The organism is Lonsdalea quercina subsp. quercina (genome assembly GCF_000688655.1).
GTDB lineage: Bacteria > Pseudomonadota > Gammaproteobacteria > Enterobacterales > Enterobacteriaceae > Lonsdalea > Lonsdalea quercina.
In genome coordinates this window covers 388135-409451 of the sequence record NZ_JIBO01000006.1, presented here as the reverse complement: position 1 = coordinate 409451, position 21317 = coordinate 388135, and the positions used below count along the sequence as shown (strand labels likewise).

Genomic DNA, 21317 nt, shown 5'->3' with positions numbered 1-21317 from the left:
GTTGGCGATTTCAAGCCAGCGATATTCAACAGACGAGTTTGATTTGTAAAGAGGCAGAATCCATGTTCACTGGTATTGTTCAGGGCACCGCGCCGGTGGTGTCTATTAATGAAAAAAACAACTTCCGCACTCACGTTCTGCAACTGCCCCAAGCGCTGCTGCCGGGGTTGCAGATAGGTGCGTCTATCGCCAACAACGGGTGCTGTTTAACCGTGACGAAAATCGATGGCGACCATGTTAGTTTCGATATTATGAAAGAGACGTTGCGTTTAACCAATCTGGCGGATTTGCAGGTCGGCTCTTGGGTTAACGTCGAGCGCGCCGCCAAATTCGGTGATGACGTCGGGGGGCATGTGATGTCTGGCCATATCATGTGTACGGCGGAGATCGTGAAGATTCTGACCTCGGAAAACAACCATCAGATCTGGTTCCGCCCGGCAGACGAAACGCAGATGAAGTACATCTTGCACAAAGGATTTGTCGGTATCGATGGGATCAGCTTGACGGTGGGGGAAGTGACGAAAAGCCGCTTCTGCGTGCATCTGATCCCCGAGACGTTGCAGCGTACCACGCTGGGTAAAAAACGACTGGGCGAGCACATCAACATCGAAATCGATCCGCAGACTCAGGCGATTGTCGACACCGTCGAACGCGTCCTGGCGAATCAGAACCTTTCGCTGTCCGTGGTTCCTACGCCTGCTCAGGCCTGACCGCGGTTGCAGGCTGGCGAAACCGATGGACTCCGCCAGCCTGTACTGTCAACGTGGCACGCGAATTCCCCCTTCCACGCCATGGGTGCTGAATAATACCTGCCACAGCTGAATATTCCTGGCCCGGAAAGCCCCCGCGCAGGCGTTCAGGTAATAGCTGAACATACGCTGGAAACGAGCGGAATAGGCGCTGGCCAACGCCGGCCAATGCTGCTGGAACCGCTCATGCCAGGCCATCAGCGTGCGGTCGTAGTCGGCGCCGAAATTGTGCCAATCTTCCATTATCATGTAAGGCTCGCTGGCGTGTGCGATATGTTGCGCGGACGGCAGACAGCCGTTAGGGAAAATATAGCGGTCAATCCACGGGTCAACGGACAGATCGGTTTTGTTCGCGCCGATGGTGTGTAGTAGGAACAATCCCTTAGGCTTCAGATTTTTGCGAACGACGCGGAAATAGGTATCGTAATTTTTGGGGCCGACGTGTTCAAACATGCCGACGGAAACGATGCGGTCAAACTGGCGGTCTAAATCACGATAATCTTCAAGCAGGATGGTGACGTCCAGATCCCGACACCGCTCCTGCGCCAGTCTCTGCTGTTCCCGCGAAATTGTCACGCCGGTGACGGAAACCCCATAGTACCTGGCTGCATATTCAGATAATCCCCCCCAGCCACAGCCGATATCCAATAAAGTCATGCCGCGTTGCAATTGCAGTTTTTCACAGATCATGCGCAGCTTGTTTTCCTGCGCCTGCTCCAGCGTCTCGGCGTCCTTCCAATAGCCGCAGGAATACTGCATGTAAGGGTCAAGCATGAGTGAGAAAAGGTCATTGCCGAGATCGTAATGCTCTTTTCCGACAATCCAGGCTCGTTTTTTGGACTGTAGGTTGGTGAGGCGGGCGATGAGAACGCGGGCGATATCGCTAACATGTTTGGGCAGCTTGTTATCAAGTCCGGCCCGGAGTACGCGGTGGAAGAAGATATCGAGTCTTTCACATTCCCACCAACCGTCCATGTAACTCTCTCCCAAACCAAGAGAGCCTTCTCGCAACACGCGTTTATAGAGGTCAGGATTTTTTACCTGTATATCGAACGGACGCGCGCCATTAATGGCGATGTCCGCCGAAGACAACATTTCTTTCACAATTTGGAACCAGGACGTGTTATGGATGTCCAGTTCCTCCACATAAGATGAACTCATAACCTCTCCCTATCTTGCTGTCAGCGATCATCGCAAGAAACAGCTTAGACAAAATTACCTGCAGAAGGTGTCGGTGGACGTGATCCATCGTCTATCCCCCGAAAAAGGGACTGGGGGAAATTAAGAGAAAAGCCGGTACGAAAGGCATCTATCCATGCCACAAAAGCCAAAGTAGGCAACACGTTATATCGACAGGATAGCAAACTGCTCAGTATGTCTTATTCGTAGGTTATTGTCTTAGAAGACAGTGACAAGTTTATGACTGCTTCAACCACGGTACAAGCTTTAAATGGCTGAAGCAGGGGAAAAGGCGGGGGTAATTATTTCAATCGAAATAGATGTAATAACTAACGGCGATAATCGCGGAAAGGGCCGTCAGCCACGGATCGACGCTCGATCAGTCGAGGATGTACCTCGATTACCTGGGACGTTTCACGCTTACTGGTGATTCGGTCCAACAGCATGGCGAACGCGGATTGCCCCAACCGTTCTTTCGGCTGATGTATCGTGGTCAGCGCCGGGGTGAAATAGCGTGAATGACGAACATTATCGTAGCCGATGATGGAGATATCCTGCGGTACGCGCAGCCCAAGTTCATCAGCCGCGCAGAGGGCGCCCATTGCCATAATATCGCCGCCGCAGAACACGGCGGTCGGGCGGCTTTTCTGCGCCAATATCTGATGCATGGCTTTGTAGCCGGATTCCGGCTCGAAGTCGCCTTGTACGATCCACTCATCACGGATATCAATGCCAGCTTCGTCGAGCGCTTTTCTGAAGCCCAGATAACGTCCGCTACCGGTGTTACGCTCCTGCAACCCTGGGATCACCCCGATATCGCGGTGGCCGCGTTCAATGAGGTACTGCGCGGCAAGATATCCACCTTCGAAAGCATTATCGACGACGGTATCGGTGAAGTCGCTGTGTGCCTGTCCCCAGTCCATGACGACCATAGGAATATGGCGATAGCCTTCCAACATCGTCAGAAGTTCAGGCGGGTATTCCGCGCACATGACCAGCAGTCCGTCTACACGCTTTTGCGCCAGCATGGCGAGATAAGCCCGCTGTTTGTCCAGATCGTTGTGAGAGTTGCAAAGAATCAGCGTATAGCCTTTGGCATAGCAGCTGTTTTCGACGGATTCGATAATTTCGGCGAAATAGGGCGCCTCGCTGGAGGTCGCCAGCAGTCCGATAGACTTGGTGTTATTGACTTTCAGGCTGCGCGCGACAGCGCTCGGAGAATAATGCAGTTCGTCAATGGCAGCGTGAACGGCGGCTTTGGTTTCTTCGGCGACGAATCTGGTCTTATTAATGACGTGGGATACGGTTGTGGTTGAAACGCCAGCACGTTTTGCCACATCTTTAATCGTTGCCATCTAAATGACTCCTAAACCTACTTCCTGCAGCAGTAAGTAACTTGTTAATCGTTTGCCTGCGCGAATTCGTCTCTTTCTGAAGATGGATGCATTTCAGAAGGAGGGGTGTCGACGGATATACCTGAAGATAGGAAATGATGCTCGACCAACGGAGTTCGTACAGCAGTAAACCGGTAATTCTGTCCGATCCGGGCGAAAAGTGAAAGCGTTAATTCTACTCCTGCAACGATAAAAGGACGTTATTACTGTGATAAAACAGAAGGGTCACGTTCTCATAACATTATATTCATCATTTGGGTGCTGATAGCACTCCGTTCCCCTATACTGACACGGCTGGCGACCCCGAGGGTTGTGCTTAAAATTAAGGAGAGAGTAATGGATACCAATCTAAAAATGTCGCTGTTGACGACTGTCGCGGCATTGGCGGTGATTATCGCCTTCAGTTTTACTGCGGTATTTGGCGCTTAAGCCATTTTGCCGAGGTTTGCGCTCACGAAAATCATTCTCGTGGGCATAGTGTAAAAAGGGGCTTCGGTCCCTTTTTCTATTTCGTTGTTGTGTTCATTTAAATGATTGCCGAGAGTTATCTCACCGTCTGCGGCATGACCACCCGGCGGGCGCCAATATAATGTTCCTGCCAATAGTCTTCGTTGAGTTTGCTTATTTTGATATCTGAACCTGCACGAGGCGACTGAATAAATCGTCCGTTTCCAACATAAACGCCTACATGGTCAGCCGTACCACGATGGTTGATGCGGAAGAAGACCAGATCGCCGCTTTCCAACTCGTTTTTCTTGATAGGCGCGGCATCGCGCAAATGAAACATTTCATTGGCGGTACGGGGAATAGGTATTTTCACAATATCTTTGTAGGCGTAATAGACCAGCCCACTACAATCGAAACCGGTGTACGGCGATGAGCCGCCCCAGTGGTAGGGTTTGCCAATTTGACTCATCAATTTGTTGAGCGCGGTGACTTTAGCGCGTTGTGAGCGGAGCTTGTGCGCCGCGCTTAGTGTCAGGCCGCGGGGTTCGTCGACATCCTCTTTTCTATTACGAGTAACACGCGCGGCGGTCGATTTTTCTTCATCCATCCGAGCAGCGTGACCTCGTTTTGGTGTTTTTTTCGCTAGCGTCAGCGTGGATTGACCACGGGATAACCGTTTGACGGTCTTGGGCGTGGGCTGACGGGTGGGGGCGTCTTTATGTGAAGAGGTGTGGGCTACGGTCTGCGTGTGTTTTATGTTGCGCTTGGTTTTTTTGTCGTTATCGCCATCACCGGCTGCCTTGGACTTCGGGGCGATATTGCGGATTTTTTTCTTGTCTTGTGGGGAGGGGGCAGACTTTTTCGCGTTTTTGGTTTCTTTGTTTTTCTTCGTATCGACAGCATCTGAGGGATCGACGGGGGATTTACGAGAGATTAACGTCGGAGCTTGGGGGGCAGATATCGCCTGACTGATAACCAAGTGGCTAAAAAATAGTACGAAAAAAGTAGCAAGTAAACGCATTATAGTGTGACCGATGGTGGTTCTTATTCGTCCGATTTCCACAGTATTCCTCAAATCAACATAATTACAAAGTGCTAAAACACAGTTAATGAGTACAGAATAGTGAAAAATCGTTAATACGTGATTTTTTCACTGAATGAATGCTAATTTTTGTTGTTGATATAACCGGTTATTGTCTCTAAAAACCATCTGGCGATAACCCTACAAAAGATGTCGTTTTTTGTGGTTATCGCTATCGTTAAAATATGTCAGAGTAGTTGGGTGAGCGTATACCCTGTACTGATGCTATGGCTAGTGGCTTATCACTAGCCATCACGTGCTTTAAGGAAGCAATAGAATGACGACAACGACAATTGAAAAAATCCAGCGTCAAATCGCTGAAAACCCGATCCTGCTGTATATGAAAGGTTCCCCGAAACTGCCGAGCTGTGGTTTTTCTGCTCAGGCCGTTCAAGCGTTGTCGGCATGTGGCGAGCGTTTTGCTTATGTCGATATCCTGCAGAACCCGGACATCCGCGCAGAATTGCCGAAATATGCCAATTGGCCGACATTCCCGCAGCTGTGGGTTGACGGTGAACTGGTAGGGGGCTGCGACATCGTGATCGAAATGTATCAGAGTGGCGAGCTGCCAAAACTTATCAAACAAACGGCTGAAAAATACAATGCTCAGCAGCAGGATAAAGAGTAAGCCAAGGGCTTTGACCAAAGCGTGAGTTGACCGCGTGTTCGGTACTGTTCAGGGCGGCTTAGGCCGCCCTGAACGTGTCTAGCGATCGACCACCATAGCATTATTTTCTTCGGACTCATTCAGCGCTAGTGGCCATCCGCCCAGTTTTTTCCAGCGGTTAACCAGTTCGCAAAACAGCTGAGTGGTGCGTTGCGTATCGTAAAGCGCGGAGTGGGCCTGCGAGGAGTCGAAAGGAATCCCGGCGGTAATACAGGCCTTGGCCAGCACCGTTTGGCCGACCACCAGTCCACTCAACGCGGCGGTATCGAAGGTGGCGAAGGGATGGAAAGGGTTGCGTTTGAGGCTGCAACGCTCGGCCGCGGCCATGAGAAAGCTGTGATCGAAAGTGGCGTTGTGCGCCACGACAATAGCGCGATTACAGCCTTGATCTTTAATGCCTTTACGCACCATTTTGAAAATTTCGTGCAGCGCATCGTACTCTTTGACGGCGCCGCGCAGCGGATTGCTGGGATCGATGCCGTTGAAGGCTAGCGCTTCAGGCTGCAGGTTGGCGCCTTCGAATGGTTCTACATGGAAATGTAGTGTCTGATCCTGCTGCAACCAGCCGTTGTCATCCATTTTCAGCGTGATGGCTGCAATCTCAAGCAGCGCATCCGTTTTTGCATTGAATCCAGCGGTTTCCACGTCGATCACGACAGGATAAAACCCGCGAAAACGGGCGCTCAGTGCGTTCAGATTAATTTTCTCAGCCATCAGTCTCTTTTCTTTAGCAAAAATGCAGTGCGTATTATGGCAAATTTTTGAAGGGGATGCAGTAATGCAGAGGCGACGGACGCAGCGCGCGCCCGTCAGTGGGGAAGATTAGTTGCCCAGGCCCTGGCCGGCATGCTTATTCTCTATCAGCTCGATTTTATAACCATCAGGATCTTCCACGAAGGCGATAATGGTGGTTCCACCTTTCACCGGGCCTGCCTCGCGGGTCACCTTTCCGCCGTCCTGGCGAATGCGGTCGCAGGTCGCAGCCACGTCATCCACGCCCAGCGCGATGTGACCATAGGCCGAACCCAAATCATAGCTATCGACGCCCCAGTTGTAGGTTAATTCAATCACGGCGCCTTCGCTTTCTTCCGTATAACCCACAAAAGCCAATGAATAGCGGTATTCCGTATTTTCGCTGGTGCGTAACAGGCGCATGCCCAATACCTGGGTATAAAAGTTAATGGAACGTTGTAAATCGCCAACACGCAGCATGGTATGAAGTAAACGCATAATGTCCTCTCATTCGGCTTTTGTCAGTCACCATTCCCGTGTACTACGGGACATAGCCTGCAAAGTATAGCGGTCATAAAACTTTCAGTCCAAATCATTATTTTTCAATGTGTTAAAACTTTGTTTAATGAACAAAAATTCGCTTTTGTGATTTTAGGGTTTTCATCGACAGAAGACTATCGGACCTGTTATGGTCTGCTAAGAATTGGGTTGCGGTTAGTCAATTATCTGAACTATTTTTCCGGATATCCGCAATGAACGCTTGCCTGCCGTGGCGAACAACGGTTCAATAAAGGGATCCGATGAGGAGGTCCCGTGGCAGAGCAGCTTGAACTTTTCCCTGTACCCAATCCCTGTCGTGGTATCTGCCAAGCTAATGAACGTGGGTTTTGCCGCGGATGTTTCCGTAGTCGAGCTGAACGTTTTAACTGGGCACGTATGAGCGATGCTGAAAAACAGAATGTTTTGAGGCTATGTCGGCAAAGAATGAAGCGGTACGAGAGAGTAGAACAACTATTAACAACAACTGTGCCGGATCAACCGCCCTTGTTTTAATGTTTGTTGTGATGTTTAATGCCCAAAATTAAGTGTAAGATCATTTTTAATTAATTATTATTTGATAAGATCTCTTACGTTTTTAGAACAAATTTTAACTTCTTATTTTCTTTTCTATTAAATCAGAAATGGTTGCAATCCAGGGATATAACTTAGTCTGCTAATTATAAGGAGAGGTGATGGAATTGCCATTAGGATCTGATTTAGCTCGGTTGGTACGTGTTTGGCGCGCTTTGATTGATCAACGTTTAAAGCCTTTGGATTTGACCCAGACACATTGGGTCACTTTGCATAATATACATGAACTGCCGCCTGGACAGTCTCAAATACAGCTAGCAAAAGCGATTGGTATTGAGCAGCCTTCATTAGTCCGCACGTTGGACCAATTGGAAGATAAAGGTCTGATCACGAGACATATTTGTACTCATGATCGTCGCGCAAAGCGTATTCTTTTGACTGAAATGGCTGACCCAATCATTGTGGCGGTGAATGACGTTATACAACAAACGCGCAGTGAAATACTGGATGGTATTACGCCGGAAGAAGTAAATAAATTAACTGTAATTATATCTCGATTGGAAAAAAATATACTTTCATTACATGAGAGCCAGTCTTAATTAAATGCATTTCTAAAATGGATAAGTAATAGCGATTTATTTGTGCCATCGTTTATTGACGAGAGTTGGCTGAACGGTTTATCAACAATTAATTGAAGCACACAATCACCACCTTCATGGGTGGTGATTGTGTTTGTTTCAGATTAACGGGGGGAAACCGTCAGAGTTCGACCGTTGTTTGCCATTGCTACGCGCTGACCCGAGTAAAACCGGGTGTTGCCTTGTTTCTGAACCACCATGATGGTGCTGCCGTCATCTCGGCGTATTTCCAATTCAACGCCTTGCGTCCGGTTAGCCGCGCCTTCAATGCTCGACCCAGCCACGCCACCTGCGACTGCGCCGGCCGCGGTTGCCAGGCTACGTCCAGCGCCACCTCCGATAGTATTTCCGAGGAATCCACCCAGCAACGCGCCGCCTATGGTGCCGATGACGTTGTTATCCTCGCCGGCTTGAATCTGCACCGGACGCGTGGAAACGACCGTACCGTAAGTCACGGTTTGAACCTGCTTGGCTTCCGATGCGCTGTAGACATCGCCTGATAACGTGCTGGTGTTTGCGCAGCCAGCGAGGGTGACGCTTGCGATGGCAATGACAATAAAACGCTTCATCATAAAAAACTCCTAATGACTATGTCGGGCTGGCACAGCCGGGTGCCGGCGAAAGGTATGTGTTTAGATTATGGTCTGTTCTTGGTGCCATTCCACTTTTGAATACAAAGTTAAAACTCTGCGATTAAATTGATGATAAACACGTGAGAAAGTTCCTGCCAGCACTCCCTCTAATCGCCATTTTTGTTAAATTCAGGGCGTGTTGCCGAGATGACGGTACTGGAATACTGTATTTCATGTCATCAAAAAAAGGTAACCTGTTTTTATTGATGACTATTTTTCCAAGCCTAGATTAATTTTAAGACTCACTTAGCGTTAACGATAGGCGCAGGNAAACACATGAACTCAGGTAGATATATAGGAGTGATGTCAGGCACCAGCCTTGATGGCGTCGATGTCGTGCTGGCTCAGATAGGCGAAAAGCATGTAGTTCAACTGGCCAGTTATTGCCATCCGATGCCGAAGACGATGAAGAAAACGATTCTGGGTATGTGTCAGGGGCAGGCGGTGACATTGTCAGCGGTAGGGCAGCTAGACACTCAATTAGGCAGGTTATTTGCCGAGGCGGTTCACGCGCTGTTGATGCAGACCTCTCTGCGGGCGCGCGATATTGCGGCTATCGGCTGTCATGGGCAAACGGTATGGCACGAGCCTTTGGGTTTGGATCCTTGCACGATTCAACTCGGTGATAACAATCAGATTGCAGCCATCACCGGCATTACGACAGTGGGGGATTTTAGGCGGCGCGATATGGCGTTGGGAGGTCAGGGCGCGCCTTTAGTCCCGGCTTTCCATCATGCGATGCTGAGCAGCGACGCCGAGCGGCGGGTTATCCTCAACATCGGCGGTATCGCCAATCTTTCCCTGCTGCTTCCGGGCCAACCGGTCACCGGTTTCGATACTGGTCCCGGCAACATGCTGCTCGACGCCTGGATTCTTAAGCATAAGTCATTACCTTACGATAAAGACGCCGCGTGGGCGCTGGGCGGCAGCGTGCATAACGGGCTATTGCAAAAAATGCTGAGCGACCCTTATTTCTTGTTGCCAGCCCCCAAGAGTACGGGACGAGAATATTTCAATTTGCATTGGCTCGAACGTCAGTTGGCGACATTTCCCGAAATTGAACCCGTCGATGTACAGGCAACACTCGCGGAGCTGACCGCCATCAGCATTGCACAGCAGATAACCCAGTCCGGTGGGGCTGAACGTCTACTGGTATGCGGTGGCGGGGCGCGTAACCCTCTCGTGATGCAACGGCTAGCGGCTTTATTGCCGACCGCTGTCGTGAGCGCAACCGATGCATTCGGCATTAGCGGGGATGACATGGAAGCCTTGGCTTTTGCCTGGCTGGCCTACCGCACGCTGTCGGGATTGCCCGGAAATTTGCCGTCCGTGACCGGCGCATGCCGGGAAACGGTGCTGGGCGCGATCTATCCTGCCATGTCCCACGAATAGGACTTTGCTGAGCTCATCCCATTCGACCGGTTGGTAGACTGCTTGCCGGTTAAATAATCACGATGGGAGCGCAAGATGAGCAAACTTTTACTGATGGGGATGTCACTAATGCTGTTAAGCGGATGCAGCCACTTTAGGCATGCTCAGGATAATGTCATGCACTATCAATGTGGGACGATGCCGTTGACCGTGACCCAAACGCAGGTTCAGGGTCGTGAACAGATCGCGTTCTTCCTCGATGGCGAACGGCATCGCTTAACACAGGTGTCCGATGAGTCAGGAATACGGTATGGCAATGATAAATATACCTTTATTCGAAACGGCAATCAGGCGGCAATCCAGCGGGACGGCAAGCTTATCGTGGATGATTGCGTGCTGAAGTAGCGGGTGGATAGGGGGTCATCAACGTTGAGATTTTCACCTGTCGGGCGCAGAATGATTGTACTTTGATACCCGTTTGTGTGATGGAAGGACGCAATGACAACGGAAAATGAACCCTCACGTAATACGGTAGCGATAGCGGCCGATGCCGCCGCGCAGGTCGATATCGCGGATTTACGTCGCGAATATACCCAAGGCGGGCTGCATCGCCGCGATCTGACAGAAGATCCGTTGGATATGTTCGAGCGTTGGTTGAAACAGGCCTGCGACGCACGGTTGAGCGATCCCACCGCGATGTGCGTCGCAACGGTCGATGAAACGGGGCAACCCTATCAACGCATTGTGCTGCTGAAACATTTCGACCGTCAGGGGATGGTGTTTTATACCAATCTCGGTAGCCGCAAAGCGCAGCAGCTGGCTAACAACGCTCGTATCAGTCTGCTTTTCCCATGGCAGATGCTGGATCGCCAAGTAGCGGCACTCGGCCGAGCGGAAAAACTGCCGACGCTGGATGTGTTGAAGTACTTCAACAGCCGCCCCAAAGATAGCCAGATTGGCGCCTGGGTATCGAGGCAGTCCAGCCGTATCTCCGCGCGCGGCATTCTCGAAAGCAAATTCCTGGAATTGAAACAGAAGTTTCAACACGGCGAAGTGCCTCTGCCCAGTTTCTGGGGGGGATATCGCGTGCATATCGACAGCATGGAATTTTGGCAGGGCGGAACGCACCGTCTGCACGATCGTTTTCTATATCAACGTCAGGAAAATGGCTGGCAAATAGACCGTCTCGCGCCATAACGGACGAAAACCTGCACATGCCTCTGGCGCTCCTGCTAACCGCGCTTTATTCTATGGCGTTTTCTGCCGCGCACAGCGACCGGCGGCGTATCGTATAGCATCAGATTCGACGGTTATCCTATGTCCCCGCGTGGTTGGAATTACGGCACCAGTACGTTGCCCGGCAGTTCAACGCCGGGGAAACGACACGATTTTTTATAAAATGGAGTTCTCAATGGCGAGTAGTAACCTGGTAAAACAATTGCAAGAGCGGGGCCTCGTGGCTCAGGTAACGGATGAGGAAGCGTTAGCAGAGCGACTGGCGCAAGGGCCGATTGCACTGTATTGCGGTTTCGATCCGACCGCCGACAGCTTGCATTTGGGGCATCTGGTTCCGCTGCTTTGCCTGAAACGCTTCCAAATGGCGGGCCACAAACCGGTGGCGTTGGTGGGCGGGGCGACCGGGCTGATCGGCGACCCGAGCTTCAAAGCGACTGAACGCAAGCTGAACACCGAAGACACTGTGAATGAGTGGGTGGAAAAAATTCGTCGTCAGGTTGCGCCGTTCCTGGACTTCGACTGTGGCGAAAACAGCGCGATTGCCGCCAACAACTATGACTGGTTCGGCTCCATGAACGTTTTGACGTTCCTGCGTGATATCGGTAAACACTTCTCTGTGAATCAGATGATCAACAAAGAAGCGGTAAAACAGCGTCTTAATCGCGACGACGTCGGTATTTCCTTCACCGAATTCTCCTACAACCTGCTACAGGGTTACGACTTCACTTCGCTGAACCGCGCACACGGCGTTGAGCTGCAAATCGGAGGTTCCGATCAGTGGGGCAACATCACTTCTGGTATTGACCTGACGCGTCGTATGAATCAAAAACAGGTCTTTGGCCTGACGGTTCCGCTGATCACGAAAGCGGACGGCACGAAATTCGGAAAAACCGAAGGCGGCGCGGTATGGCTGGATGCCAGCAAAACCAGCCCGTACAAATTTTACCAGTTCTGGATCAACACCGCTGATGCGGATGTCTATCGCTTCCTGAAATTCTTCACTTTCCTCAGCATCGAAGAGATCGATGCGCTGGAAGAAGAAGACCGCAACAGTGGCAAAGCGCCGCGCGCGCAGTACGTACTGGCCGAGCTGGTGACACAGATGGTGCATGGCGAAGAAGGTCTGGCCGCGGCGCGTCGTATCACGGACAGCCTGTTCTCCGGCGCGTTGCAGGACATGACGGCGGAAGACTTCTCGCAGCTGGCGCAGGACGGTATGCCGACTATTGAGCTGGAAAAAGGGGCTGATCTTCAGCAGGCCCTGGTCAGTGCTGAGCTGGTGCCGTCACGCGGGCAGGCGCGGACGATGATTTCATCCAACGCCGTTTCCGTAAACGGTGAAAAGCAAAGCAATGCGGAATACACCTTCAGTGATGAAGACCGTTTATATGGTCGTTACACACTGTTGCGCCGCGGTAAGAAACATTACTGTCTGGTTTGCTGGAAAGCCTGATGGTTTTTGAAGGGAGCGTGATGCTCCCTTTATTCATTCTGTACGAAAAAAATCGCAACACAGGGGCAAGGGTAGCTATCGTTCATGAAAAATATNCTGTCGATCCAGTCTCACGTCGTCTTTGGCCATGCCGGTAATAGCGCCGCCGAGTTTCCGATGCGACGCATGGGCGTCAATGTCTGGCCGTTGAATACGGTGCAGTTTTCCAATCATACCCAGTACGGACAGTGGACAGGCTGCGTCATGCCTGCCGAGCACCTGACAGAGATTGTTCAGGGCATCGGCAACATCGACCGACTGAAGGACTGTGACGCGGTATTGAGCGGGTATATTGGCTCCCCCGAGCAGGGCGCGCATATCCTGGATATCGTTCGCCAGGTCAAAGCGGCCAACCCCAATGCGATCTATTTCTGCGATCCGGTGATGGGCACGCCGGAGAAAGGCTGCATCGTTGCCCCCGGCGTGACGGACTTCCACTGTCACCAGTCGCTGCTGGTCAGCGACGCCATAGCGCCCAACTTACCTGAATTGGAGCTGCTGAGCGGACACACGGTACACAACGTGGATGAAGCGGTATCGGCGTGTCGTGAGCTGTGTCGGCGCGGTCCCAAGCTGGTGCTGGTAAAACACCTGAGCCGCGCGGCCTATCGTCAGGACAGCTTCGAAATGCTGTTGGTGACAGCGACGGAAGCCTGGCATATCAGCCGACCCTTGGTGGATTTCGGCGAAAAACAGCCGGTGGGCGTGGGCGATCTGACCAGCGGTTTACTGTTAGTGAACTTGCTTAAAGGCATTGCGCTGGAGAAAGCGCTGGAGCATACCACCGCAGCGGTATACGAGGTCATGCTCATGACGAGCGAGATGCAACAGTACGAGCTACAGCTGGTGGCGGCACAGGATGGGATCGCTCGTCCGCGCCATCATTTCCAGGCCGTCCGTCTCGGTTAACGCGTCACCTGGACAAAAAAAAGGGGGAAACGCAATGTTCCCCCTGTTTTTATAACGCGATAGAGACTTAATTCAGGTAATAAGCTCAAGTCCTTCCGCCGTCATGGCTTTTTCAACTGACGGCCGGCTGCCCACCCGCTCAATGTAGTTGTTCAGCGCCGGGAACGTACTCAAATCAAATTTCAACTTATGCGTCCAGCGGGCGATGGTGAACAGATAGGCATCGGCGACGCCAAAACGATTTCCGATGAGATAGTCGTGCTCGCTCAACACCAAATTCAGATAGTTGAATCGTTGTTTCAGGTAGCTTCTCATCAGGTCTTTGTAAGACTCGGGGGTGCCTGAGTGGAACAGCGGCGATACCGCTTTGTGCACTTCCATCGCGATATAGTTCAACCACTCGATGGCATGGTAATGATGGATGGTGTTGGGGGGGGCGATGAGATTGTATTGCGGTGCTTTATCCGCCAGATAAAGCCCGATGGCGACGGCTTCGGTGAGGACGCTGCCGTCGTCCAGCTCCAGCGCCGGGACTAAACCTTTAGGCGCAATGTGCAGGTAATCCCGGCCTTGTTCGGTCATTTTGGTGTGCAGGTCCACCCGCTCGAGTGTGAAGTGTGCGCGAGTTTCGCACAAGATGATATGAGGAAACAGCGCGGAACTACCAGGGGTGTAATAGAGTTTCATACGTCGTTCCTTCCGTAAAAACTGCCATGTGATTCGATGTGTTGTTCTTGATGTCGGCTGCTTCAATAGGGTGGCAAGAAGTCGTTGAGGCGAGATATGTATTGCCTCGCCTATTATTTACAGTAAAAACTCATTCTTGTCTGCTTTCCCAGGCGCCAATCTGCGCGCTGTATAACCGAAAATTCTCTCTCCTTTTCGTCACATGCCGCAGGTAGCGACGAATTTTTAACTCATGCCTATCGTTATGATAACGGCCATTGTTATAGAAACGTTATTTTTTGTTTGTGTTATTTTTAAATAAGACCACAAACAGATGCCGGTTATTGTCTGCCGGCGGCCATCAGTGATGGCTCTCCTGCCCGCTGGCGAGAACGTCCTGCTTTGCCCTACGGCGTCCCGCAGGGCAGTTACGCATTAGCCTGGAGGAAGCATGTCAATACAACGTCGCCATGCCTGCATGGAAACGCTGACCGCGGGTCAGCACACCTATCATTTCTTTAGTCTGGCGTTGGCCGCCGACCGCTGGGGCAATATCGACGCCTTACCGAAATCCCTCAAAGTGTTATTTGAAAACGTGCTGCGATTCTACGACGGCGATAGCGTGGGTGATGACGATCTGCGCGCGCTGGTCGCTTGGCAAGCCAGTACCCACGAAGATCGGGAGATCGCCTATCGACCGGCTCGCGTGCTGATGCAGGACTTCACCGGCGTCCCCGCCGTGGTTGATTTGGCGGCGATGCGGGATGCCGTTCGGCGGCTCGGTGGCGATGTCGACAAAGTCAATCCACAGGCCCCGGTTGATCTGGTGATCGACCATTCGGTGACGGTGGACCATTTCGGCGAAGAGGACGCGCTAGCGGAAAATACACGGCTGGAAATGACGCGTAATCATGAGCGATATGCGTTCCTACGGTGGGGGCAAAAAGCCTTCCGTCACTTCAGCGTGGTGCCGCCTGGCACCGGAATCTGCCATCAGGTGAATCTGGAGTACCTGGCTAAAACCGTTTGGTTCGATCAGGACGGAGAGCGGCGGATCGCCTATCCGGACACGCTGGTCGGTACCGACTCCCATACAACGATGGTGAATGGTTTGGGTGTATTGGGCTGGGGCGTCGGCGGTATCGAAGCTGAAGCGGCGATGCTGGGCCAGCCCATCTCCATGCTGATCCCGGACGTCGTGGGATTCAAATTGACGGGACGATTGCGCGAAGGCATCACCGCGACCGATCTGGTGCTGACGGTCACTCAGATGCTGCGCAAACAGGGCGTCGTAGGAAAATTCGTGGAGTTTTACGGTGATGGTCTGGACTATTTACCGCTGGCCGATCGGGCGACGTTAGGCAACATGGCCCCGGAGTACGGCGCCACCTGCGGCTTTTTCCCCGTCGATGAAGTGACCTTGAATTATCTGCGTCTGACCAATCGCAGCGAAGAGCAGATCGCGCTGGTGGAAAATTACTGCAAGCGGCAGGGACTGTGGCGTAATCCGGGTGATGAACCTCGCTTTTCCAGCCAGCTTGAACTGGATATGTCCGAGGTCGAAACCAGCCTGGCGGGGCCCAAACGCCCGCAGGATCGCGTCGCCTTGGCTGATGTGCCCGCGGCCTTCCGGGCCAGTTGTGAGCTGGATCTCAATCGGAAACAGCCGCAGCAGGTCTCCGCGCCGATCAACTCGCCGGCAGGTGAAACGCAGGCATTGCGGGACGGCGCTGTGGTTATTGCGGCAATCACGTCCTGTACCAACACTTCCAACCCGAATGTCTTGATGACGGCGGGCCTGCTGGCGCGCAATGCGGTGGCGCGCGGACTGCGTACCCGCCCGTGGGTGAAAACGTCTCTTGCGCCCGGCTCACGGGTCGTCACGGAATATCTGGCGCGCGCCGGGCTTACCGCTGCGTTGGATCGGCTGGGCTTTCATCTGGTGGGGTATGGCTGCACCACCTGCATCGGCAACTCCGGGCCATTGCCCGCGCCGATTGAAGCCGCGATCCGACAAAGCGACTTGACCGTCGGCGCGGTGCTGTCCGGCAACCGCAACTTTGAAGGCCGCATTCATCCCCTGGTGAAAACTAACTGGCTGGCGTCTCCGCCGCTGGTGGTGGCTTATGCGCTGGCGGGCAATATGACGGTGGATCTTAGCCGTGAGCCGCTGGGTGAGGATGATGAAGGCCAGCCGGTTTACCTGCGTGATATCTGGCCTTCCGCGAAAGAAGTCGCGGAGGCGGTTCAAATCGTCAGCACGGATATGTTTCGTCGCGAGTACGCCGAAGTCTTTTCCGGAACGGAAGAGTGGCGGGCGATAGCGGTTGGCGATGAACCGACTTATCGCTGGCCGGCTGACTCCNCCTACATCCGCCAAACGCCGTTTTTCGATACGATGCAGATCGCGCCGGAGCCGGTAAAAGACATTCAGGGCGCCAGAATTCTCGCTATTCTGGGCGACTCCGTCACCACCGACCATATTTCTCCTGCAGGGAATATCAAGGCCGACAGTCCGGCGGGCCGCTATTTGCAGGCGCATGGCGTGGAGCCAGACGCGTTCAACTCCTACGGTTCTCGCCGGGGAAATCATGAAGTCATGATGCGCGGGACGTTCGCCAATATCCGTATCCGCAATGAAATGGTGCCGGGCACGGAAGGGGGGTATACCCGACACATCCCCTCGCAGGAGATCCTGGCGATTTACGACGCCGCGATGCGCTATCAGCGGGAGCAGGTCCCGTTGGCGGTCATTGCGGGCAAGGAGTACGGCTCCGGGTCAAGTCGAGACTGGGCCGCTAAAGGCCCCAGCCTGCTGGGCGTTCGTGTGGTGATAGCAGAAACGTTTGAGCGTATTCACCGTTCCAACCTGATTGGCATGGGGATCCTTCCCTTGGAGTTTCCCGCCGGTGTGACTCGCAAAACGCTGGGGCTAAGCGGTGGGGAGCGTATCGATATTGCTGGGCTGACAGATTTGCAACCCGGCTGTACGGTGGCAGTGACAATGACCTCAGAGGAGGGGAACACCCAGACGGTGAGCACCCATTGCCGTATCGATACCGGTAACGAACTGACCTACTACCGTCACGGCGGCATTTTGCACTACGTCATCCGCAATATGTTGAAATCCAAGTGACGTTGTCACTTATGGTAAGTAAGGTCATACGAACGTCCTCTTGTTGAAGGTCAAATAATCGCGTATCACTGAGGCCGCAGTTTTTTTACCATCACATCGTGTAAGAGGGAAACACAATGGCAAAGGAACATCTGAAGCTGGCGGTGATGCTGGGCGCGCTGAGCATGGGGGCCGCAGCGGAGGCGGCGGTCGTCCCCGCTGGCACCGTGCTGTCGGACAAGCAGGAACTGGTGCGCGGCAACGGTTCGGAACCTGCGACGCTGGACCCAAATCGGGCGGAGAGTGACGTTGAATCCAATATTATCCATGACTTCTTCGACAATCTGATTTGGGCAAACGATGACGGCACCTTTAGCGGCGGCATCGCGGAACGCTGGGAGAACAAGGATTATCGGGTATGGACTTTCCATCTGCGGCCGGGGTTGACCTGGTCCGACGGCAGTCCGATCACCGCTGACGACGTCGTGTTCAGCTGGCGTCGCCTCAGCGATCCGAAAACGGTGTCGCCGTACCAGTCGTTTATTCAAAGCATGCATGTGCTGAATGGAGAAGCGATTACGCGTGGTGAAAAGGGACCGGAGACGCTGGGCATTAAGGCGTTAGATCCGCAAACGGTACAGATCACGCTCGATCAACCGTTGTCTTACTTCTTATCGATGGCCGCGCATTATGTGTTATCCCCGCTGCCAAAAGCGGTCGTCGAAAAGTATGGCGATAGATGGACGCAGCCAGGCAACTTCGTTAGCAGCGGTCCTTATACGCTCAGTGAGTGGGTGGTTAACGAAAGGCTGGTCGGAAAGCGCAATCCGCGTTACTGGGATAACGCGCATACGGTGATTGATAAGGTGACCTATCTGCCCATCGCGTCGCCGACCGCGGAGACCAATCGTTTTAAGTCCGGCGAAATCGATATCACGAATACCTTGCCGCCGCAGCTGTTTAAGTCCCTGCAGCAGTCGCTACCAGGTCAGGTCAAAGTGTCTCCTTTCCTCTCCACCTATTTCTATAAATTCAACACGCAAATACCGCCGTTTAACGACGCGCGCGTGCGGCGGGCGCTCGATTTGGCGTTGGACAAAGTGGTGATTGCCGAGAAGGTGATGGGCATGGGGGAGAGACCGGCTTACAACCTGGTTCCGCCGGGGATGGCGGGCTATACCAGCAACCGGCCTGTCTGGGCTGGCTGGACCCAGCAGCAGCGCATTGCGGAGGCTAAAAAACTGCTGCAGGAAGCCGGCTTCGGCGCGGGTCATCCTTTGCGCTTCGAACTGTTATACAACACGTCTGAGGCTCATCAGAAGCTGGCGATAGCGGCCAGCGCCATGTGGAAACAGTCACTGGGCGTAGAAACTAAACTGGTCAGTCAGGAGTGGAAGACCCTGCTGGATACGATGCGCAACGGACGCTTCCAGGTAGTGAGGTCATCATGGGTTGCGGACTACAACGAGCCGTCGACCTATTTTAATACCCTGCGCAGCAATGACAGTAACAACCAAGGCAAGTTCAGCGACCCCGCCTTCGATGCGTTACAGGACAAAGCGATCAATGCCGGAAGTCTTGAAGAGCGCAACGCGAACTATCATCAGGCGGAAGCGATCCTCCAGCAACAGATGCCGCTGATCCCGATTTACTATTACGTGCGTAGTCAGCTGGTTAAACCCTACGTAGGGGGATTAAAAACCGACCTGCAAGGGAACTTCTACACGCGGGATTTTTATATCATCAAGCATTAAGCCATCAAGCCGGGTACAACCTGACTGTTTAGGTTGTATCCGGTGTTGTGCAGGGCTATTTGCCTTCCAGCAGATGGCCCATCTTGGCGGCTTTGGTCGCCATATAGCGTTCGTTTTTTGGGNTTTGCCCGACGATCAGCGGCACGCGTTCGACGATGTTGATGCCTGCCTCGGTCAGGATTTTCACCTTTTGCGGATTATTCGTCAGCAACCGAACCTGCGCTACGCCCAACAGCTTGAACATATCCGCGCACGGCGTGAAGTCTCGCTCATCTGCGGCGAAGCCCAGTTGGTGGTTCGCCTCAACGGTGTCGGCACCCTTATCCTGTAATGCATAGGCGCGAATCTTGTTCAGCAGACCGATGTTACGGCCTTCCTGACGATGATAAAGCAGTACCCCGCGACCCGCTTCGGCGATTTGATTTAGGGCGGCTTCCAGCTGAAAACCACAGTCGCAGCGCAGACTAAACAGCGCGTCGCCCGTCAGACATTCGGAATGAACGCGGGCCAGAACGGGCTCGGAGCCGGAGATATCGCCATACACCAACGCAAGATGGTCATGCCCGGTCGCTGTTTCTTCAAAGCCTACCATCAGGAAATCGCCCCACGGTGTGGGTAATTTGGCCTCGGCGACTCGTTTTAGCTGCATGTTAATCTCCAACATAAAAAAGACAGAGTGCATCCTACTACTTTTGCTCGAAACCTCTATAGCAGGCTAACAAAAGACCGGATGAATGGCGGTTTTTTAGACTGGTGGGGCTTATAAGAGGCGAAACAGAGCCTACACTTTACTCACTAAGCCGTTGACGTAACCGAAAGGTATTTTACGTCATACTAAACGCCTATGTCCTCTTTTCTGGTAATATCGGAAAAATTTTATTGGTCTTATATCCCTCTGAATTATAGGGAGAATTAATGTACGGAATCACTAAAAGAGTTACCATTGGCGCGCTGTTGCTGCTGATAATGCCTCTTGGGGTCTGGCTGAGCGGCTGGCAGTGGCATCCGCACCTGACCGGCGGGTGGCTGCGTGTGCTGTTTTGGATCACGGAAACAGTGACGTCACCCTGGGGCGTAGTGACGAGCAGCGTGTTGTCGCTTTGGTTGTTGTGGTGTCTGCGTTTCAGCCTGAAATCGACGCTGGGGGTGTTCGCGATTCTGATCGTGACCATAGGTATCGGGCAGGGAATGAAATCGGCGATCAAAAGCTGGGTACAGGAACCCAGACCCTTTGTCGAGTGGCTCGAAAAGAGCCATCAGGTCGATGAGGCCTATTTCTACTCGTTGCCGCGATCCGAGCGGTCGGCATTGGTTAAAAGCCAATTGCATGATGATCAACAGTTGCCCAAATGGTTACGTCATCACTGGCAGGCGGAAACCGGTTTTGCATTCCCGTCAGGTCATACCATGTTCGCCGCCTCCTGGGCGCTGTTGGCAGTCGGCCTGTTGTGGGCGCGTCGCCACTATGTGACCGTGACGATAGTGATGGCATGGGCGGTGGCCGTGATGGGGAGCCGTTTAGCGCTGGGGATGCATTGGCCTCAGGACCTGATGATGGCGACGGCCATAAGCTGGTTGCTGGTATTGGTCGCCACCGGGCTGGCATCTCGATGGTGTGGGCCTTTGACCGCCGCAGAGACCGAGGCTGAGCAAGAAAAACAAACGGTGACGTTGTCACATGAAGGTGATGCTTAAGCCTGACATGTGAACGATGCGTGGACTCACGCACGCCGAAACGGGCATTCCAGCGACTCGCGCGACGCTCTTTTTCTCACGAGTTTCCCACGTCGGGGCGGAAGTGCTAACTTAAATGGGGTCTGTAGCCGATTTCGGCATAATTCATTTTATTTCAAGCGATATCACAGGAAAAAGACGTGAAATATTTGCTGATTTTTTTACTCGTGTTGGCGATCTTCATTGTGGCTATTACGCTGGGAGCCCATAACGATCAAGTCGTGACCTTCAGTTACCTTATCGCACAGGGGCAATACCGCCTGTCTACGCTGTTAGCGACGTTGTTTGCCGCCGGTTTTGTGCTGGGGTGGGTCATTTGCGGGCTGTTTTATCTGCGTTTACGCATTGCGCTAGGCCGTGAACAACGTAAAATCAAACGTCTCGAGCAGCAACTGCCCGACTCGGATGAGAGTAAAACGGTCTCTCCCGAGCCTGTGACTCACTAAGGAA

22 protein-coding genes are annotated in these 21317 nt (G+C 52.8%); 14 read left to right on the top strand and 8 right to left on the bottom strand.

The window, feature by feature from the left end; translation table 11 throughout:
- Positions 1-62 precede the first annotated feature (62 nt).
- The gene (locus tag RZ35_RS06925) at positions 63-710 is read left to right on the top strand and encodes a riboflavin synthase (protein ID WP_026742648.1); all 648 of its coding nucleotides are present in this window, start codon (positions 63-65) and stop codon (positions 708-710) included.
- 48 nt (positions 711-758) lie between these two features.
- On the opposite strand, the gene cfa is transcribed toward RZ35_RS06925, so the two are convergent.
- Positions 759-1910 (bottom strand): cyclopropane fatty acyl phospholipid synthase, encoded by a 1152-nt coding sequence (gene cfa / locus RZ35_RS06920; RefSeq protein ID WP_026742647.1) that lies wholly within the window; start codon positions 1908-1910, stop codon positions 759-761.
- Between the two features lie 347 nt (positions 1911-2257).
- Entirely contained in the window at positions 2258-3283 is a 1026-nt protein-coding gene (gene purR / locus RZ35_RS06915; RefSeq protein ID WP_026742646.1) for an HTH-type transcriptional repressor PurR, read from the bottom strand.
- A gap of 375 nt (positions 3284-3658) precedes the next feature.
- Between purR and cydH the strand changes: the two genes are divergently transcribed.
- The gene (gene cydH, locus RZ35_RS17810; protein WP_099017386.1) at positions 3659-3751 is read left to right on the top strand and encodes a cytochrome bd-I oxidase subunit CydH; all 93 of its coding nucleotides are present in this window, start codon (positions 3659-3661) and stop codon (positions 3749-3751) included.
- Positions 3752-3866: 115 nt separating this feature from the next.
- On the opposite strand, the gene RZ35_RS06910 is transcribed toward cydH, so the two are convergent.
- The gene (locus tag RZ35_RS06910; protein ID WP_026742645.1) at positions 3867-4790 is read right to left on the bottom strand and encodes a C40 family peptidase; all 924 of its coding nucleotides are present in this window, start codon (positions 4788-4790) and stop codon (positions 3867-3869) included.
- A gap of 337 nt (positions 4791-5127) precedes the next feature.
- On the opposite strand from RZ35_RS06910, the gene RZ35_RS06905 reads away from it, so the two are divergent.
- Complete coding sequence (locus tag RZ35_RS06905) at positions 5128-5478, top strand: Grx4 family monothiol glutaredoxin (protein WP_026742644.1); 351 nt, start codon at positions 5128-5130, stop codon at positions 5476-5478.
- 78 nt (positions 5479-5556) lie between these two features.
- Here RZ35_RS06905 and rnt read toward each other — a convergent pair whose 3' ends face one another.
- Both rnt and gloA read right to left on the bottom strand, forming a co-directional pair.
- Positions 5557-6231 (bottom strand): ribonuclease T, encoded by a 675-nt coding sequence (rnt, locus tag RZ35_RS06900; protein WP_026742643.1) that lies wholly within the window; start codon positions 6229-6231, stop codon positions 5557-5559.
- 108 nt (positions 6232-6339) lie between these two features.
- Complete coding sequence (gene gloA / locus RZ35_RS06895; RefSeq protein WP_026742642.1) at positions 6340-6747, bottom strand: lactoylglutathione lyase; 408 nt, start codon at positions 6745-6747, stop codon at positions 6340-6342.
- A gap of 315 nt (positions 6748-7062) precedes the next feature.
- Here gloA and RZ35_RS17260 point away from each other — a divergent pair, with 315 nt between their 5' ends.
- Both RZ35_RS17260 and slyA read left to right on the top strand, forming a co-directional pair.
- Positions 7063-7302, top strand: a complete 240-nt coding sequence (locus RZ35_RS17260; RefSeq protein WP_071999764.1) for a DUF1289 domain-containing protein — start codon at positions 7063-7065, stop codon at positions 7300-7302.
- Positions 7303-7481: 179 nt separating this feature from the next.
- A complete protein-coding gene (slyA, locus tag RZ35_RS06890) occupies positions 7482-7919 on the top strand; it encodes a transcriptional regulator SlyA (protein ID WP_026740287.1) in 438 nt (145 codons plus the stop codon).
- Between the two features lie 143 nt (positions 7920-8062).
- Here slyA and RZ35_RS06885 read toward each other — a convergent pair whose 3' ends face one another.
- Positions 8063-8530, bottom strand: a complete 468-nt coding sequence (locus RZ35_RS06885; RefSeq protein WP_026742641.1) for an outer membrane lipoprotein — start codon at positions 8528-8530, stop codon at positions 8063-8065.
- Positions 8531-8866: 336 nt separating this feature from the next.
- On the opposite strand from RZ35_RS06885, the gene anmK reads away from it, so the two are divergent.
- The 5 genes from anmK (at position 8867) to pdxY (ending at position 13598) form a co-directional block, all read left to right on the top strand.
- Positions 8867-9982 carry an anhydro-N-acetylmuramic acid kinase gene (anmK, locus tag RZ35_RS06880; protein WP_026742640.1) on the top strand — a complete coding sequence of 372 codons (1116 nt, stop codon included), beginning with the start codon at positions 8867-8869 and terminating at the stop codon, positions 9980-9982.
- 75 nt (positions 9983-10057) lie between these two features.
- On the top strand, positions 10058-10366 hold the full coding sequence (locus RZ35_RS06875; RefSeq protein ID WP_026742639.1) for an MliC family protein: 309 nt from the start codon (positions 10058-10060) through the stop codon (positions 10364-10366).
- Positions 10367-10459: 93 nt separating this feature from the next.
- Positions 10460-11158, top strand: coding sequence for a pyridoxamine 5'-phosphate oxidase (pdxH, locus tag RZ35_RS06870; RefSeq protein ID WP_051625494.1), 699 nt, complete (start codon positions 10460-10462; stop codon positions 11156-11158).
- Between the two features lie 214 nt (positions 11159-11372).
- Positions 11373-12650, top strand: coding sequence for a tyrosine--tRNA ligase (tyrS, locus tag RZ35_RS06865; protein ID WP_026742637.1), 1278 nt, complete (start codon positions 11373-11375; stop codon positions 12648-12650).
- Positions 12651-12734: 84 nt separating this feature from the next.
- Positions 12735-13598 carry a pyridoxal kinase PdxY gene (gene pdxY, locus RZ35_RS06860; RefSeq protein WP_026742636.1) on the top strand — a complete coding sequence of 288 codons (864 nt, stop codon included), beginning with the start codon at positions 12735-12737 and terminating at the stop codon, positions 13596-13598.
- 72 nt (positions 13599-13670) lie between these two features.
- Here pdxY and gstA read toward each other — a convergent pair whose 3' ends face one another.
- On the bottom strand, positions 13671-14285 hold the full coding sequence (gene gstA, locus RZ35_RS06855; protein ID WP_026742635.1) for a glutathione transferase GstA: 615 nt from the start codon (positions 14283-14285) through the stop codon (positions 13671-13673).
- Between the two features lie 430 nt (positions 14286-14715).
- Between gstA and acnA the strand changes: the two genes are divergently transcribed.
- On the top strand, positions 14716-17400 hold the full coding sequence (gene acnA, locus RZ35_RS06850; RefSeq protein WP_026742634.1) for an aconitate hydratase AcnA: 2685 nt from the start codon (positions 14716-14718) through the stop codon (positions 17398-17400).
- A 116-nt stretch (positions 17401-17516) separates the two neighbouring features.
- A complete protein-coding gene (locus RZ35_RS06845) occupies positions 17517-19133 on the top strand; it encodes an ABC transporter substrate-binding protein (RefSeq protein ID WP_026742633.1) in 1617 nt (538 codons plus the stop codon).
- 55 nt (positions 19134-19188) lie between these two features.
- Here the strand turns inward: RZ35_RS06845 and ribA are convergent, their stop codons facing one another.
- Positions 19189-19782 carry a GTP cyclohydrolase II gene (gene ribA / locus RZ35_RS06840; protein WP_026742632.1) on the bottom strand — a complete coding sequence of 198 codons (594 nt, stop codon included), beginning with the start codon at positions 19780-19782 and terminating at the stop codon, positions 19189-19191.
- A 266-nt stretch (positions 19783-20048) separates the two neighbouring features.
- Between ribA and pgpB the strand changes: the two genes are divergently transcribed.
- Together pgpB and RZ35_RS06830 are read left to right on the top strand one after the other, a co-directional pair.
- A complete protein-coding gene (gene pgpB, locus RZ35_RS06835) occupies positions 20049-20828 on the top strand; it encodes a phosphatidylglycerophosphatase B (protein WP_026742631.1) in 780 nt (259 codons plus the stop codon).
- A gap of 179 nt (positions 20829-21007) precedes the next feature.
- Entirely contained in the window at positions 21008-21313 is a 306-nt protein-coding gene (locus tag RZ35_RS06830; protein ID WP_026740275.1) for a LapA family protein, read from the top strand.
- Positions 21314-21317: the final 4 nt, after the last annotated feature.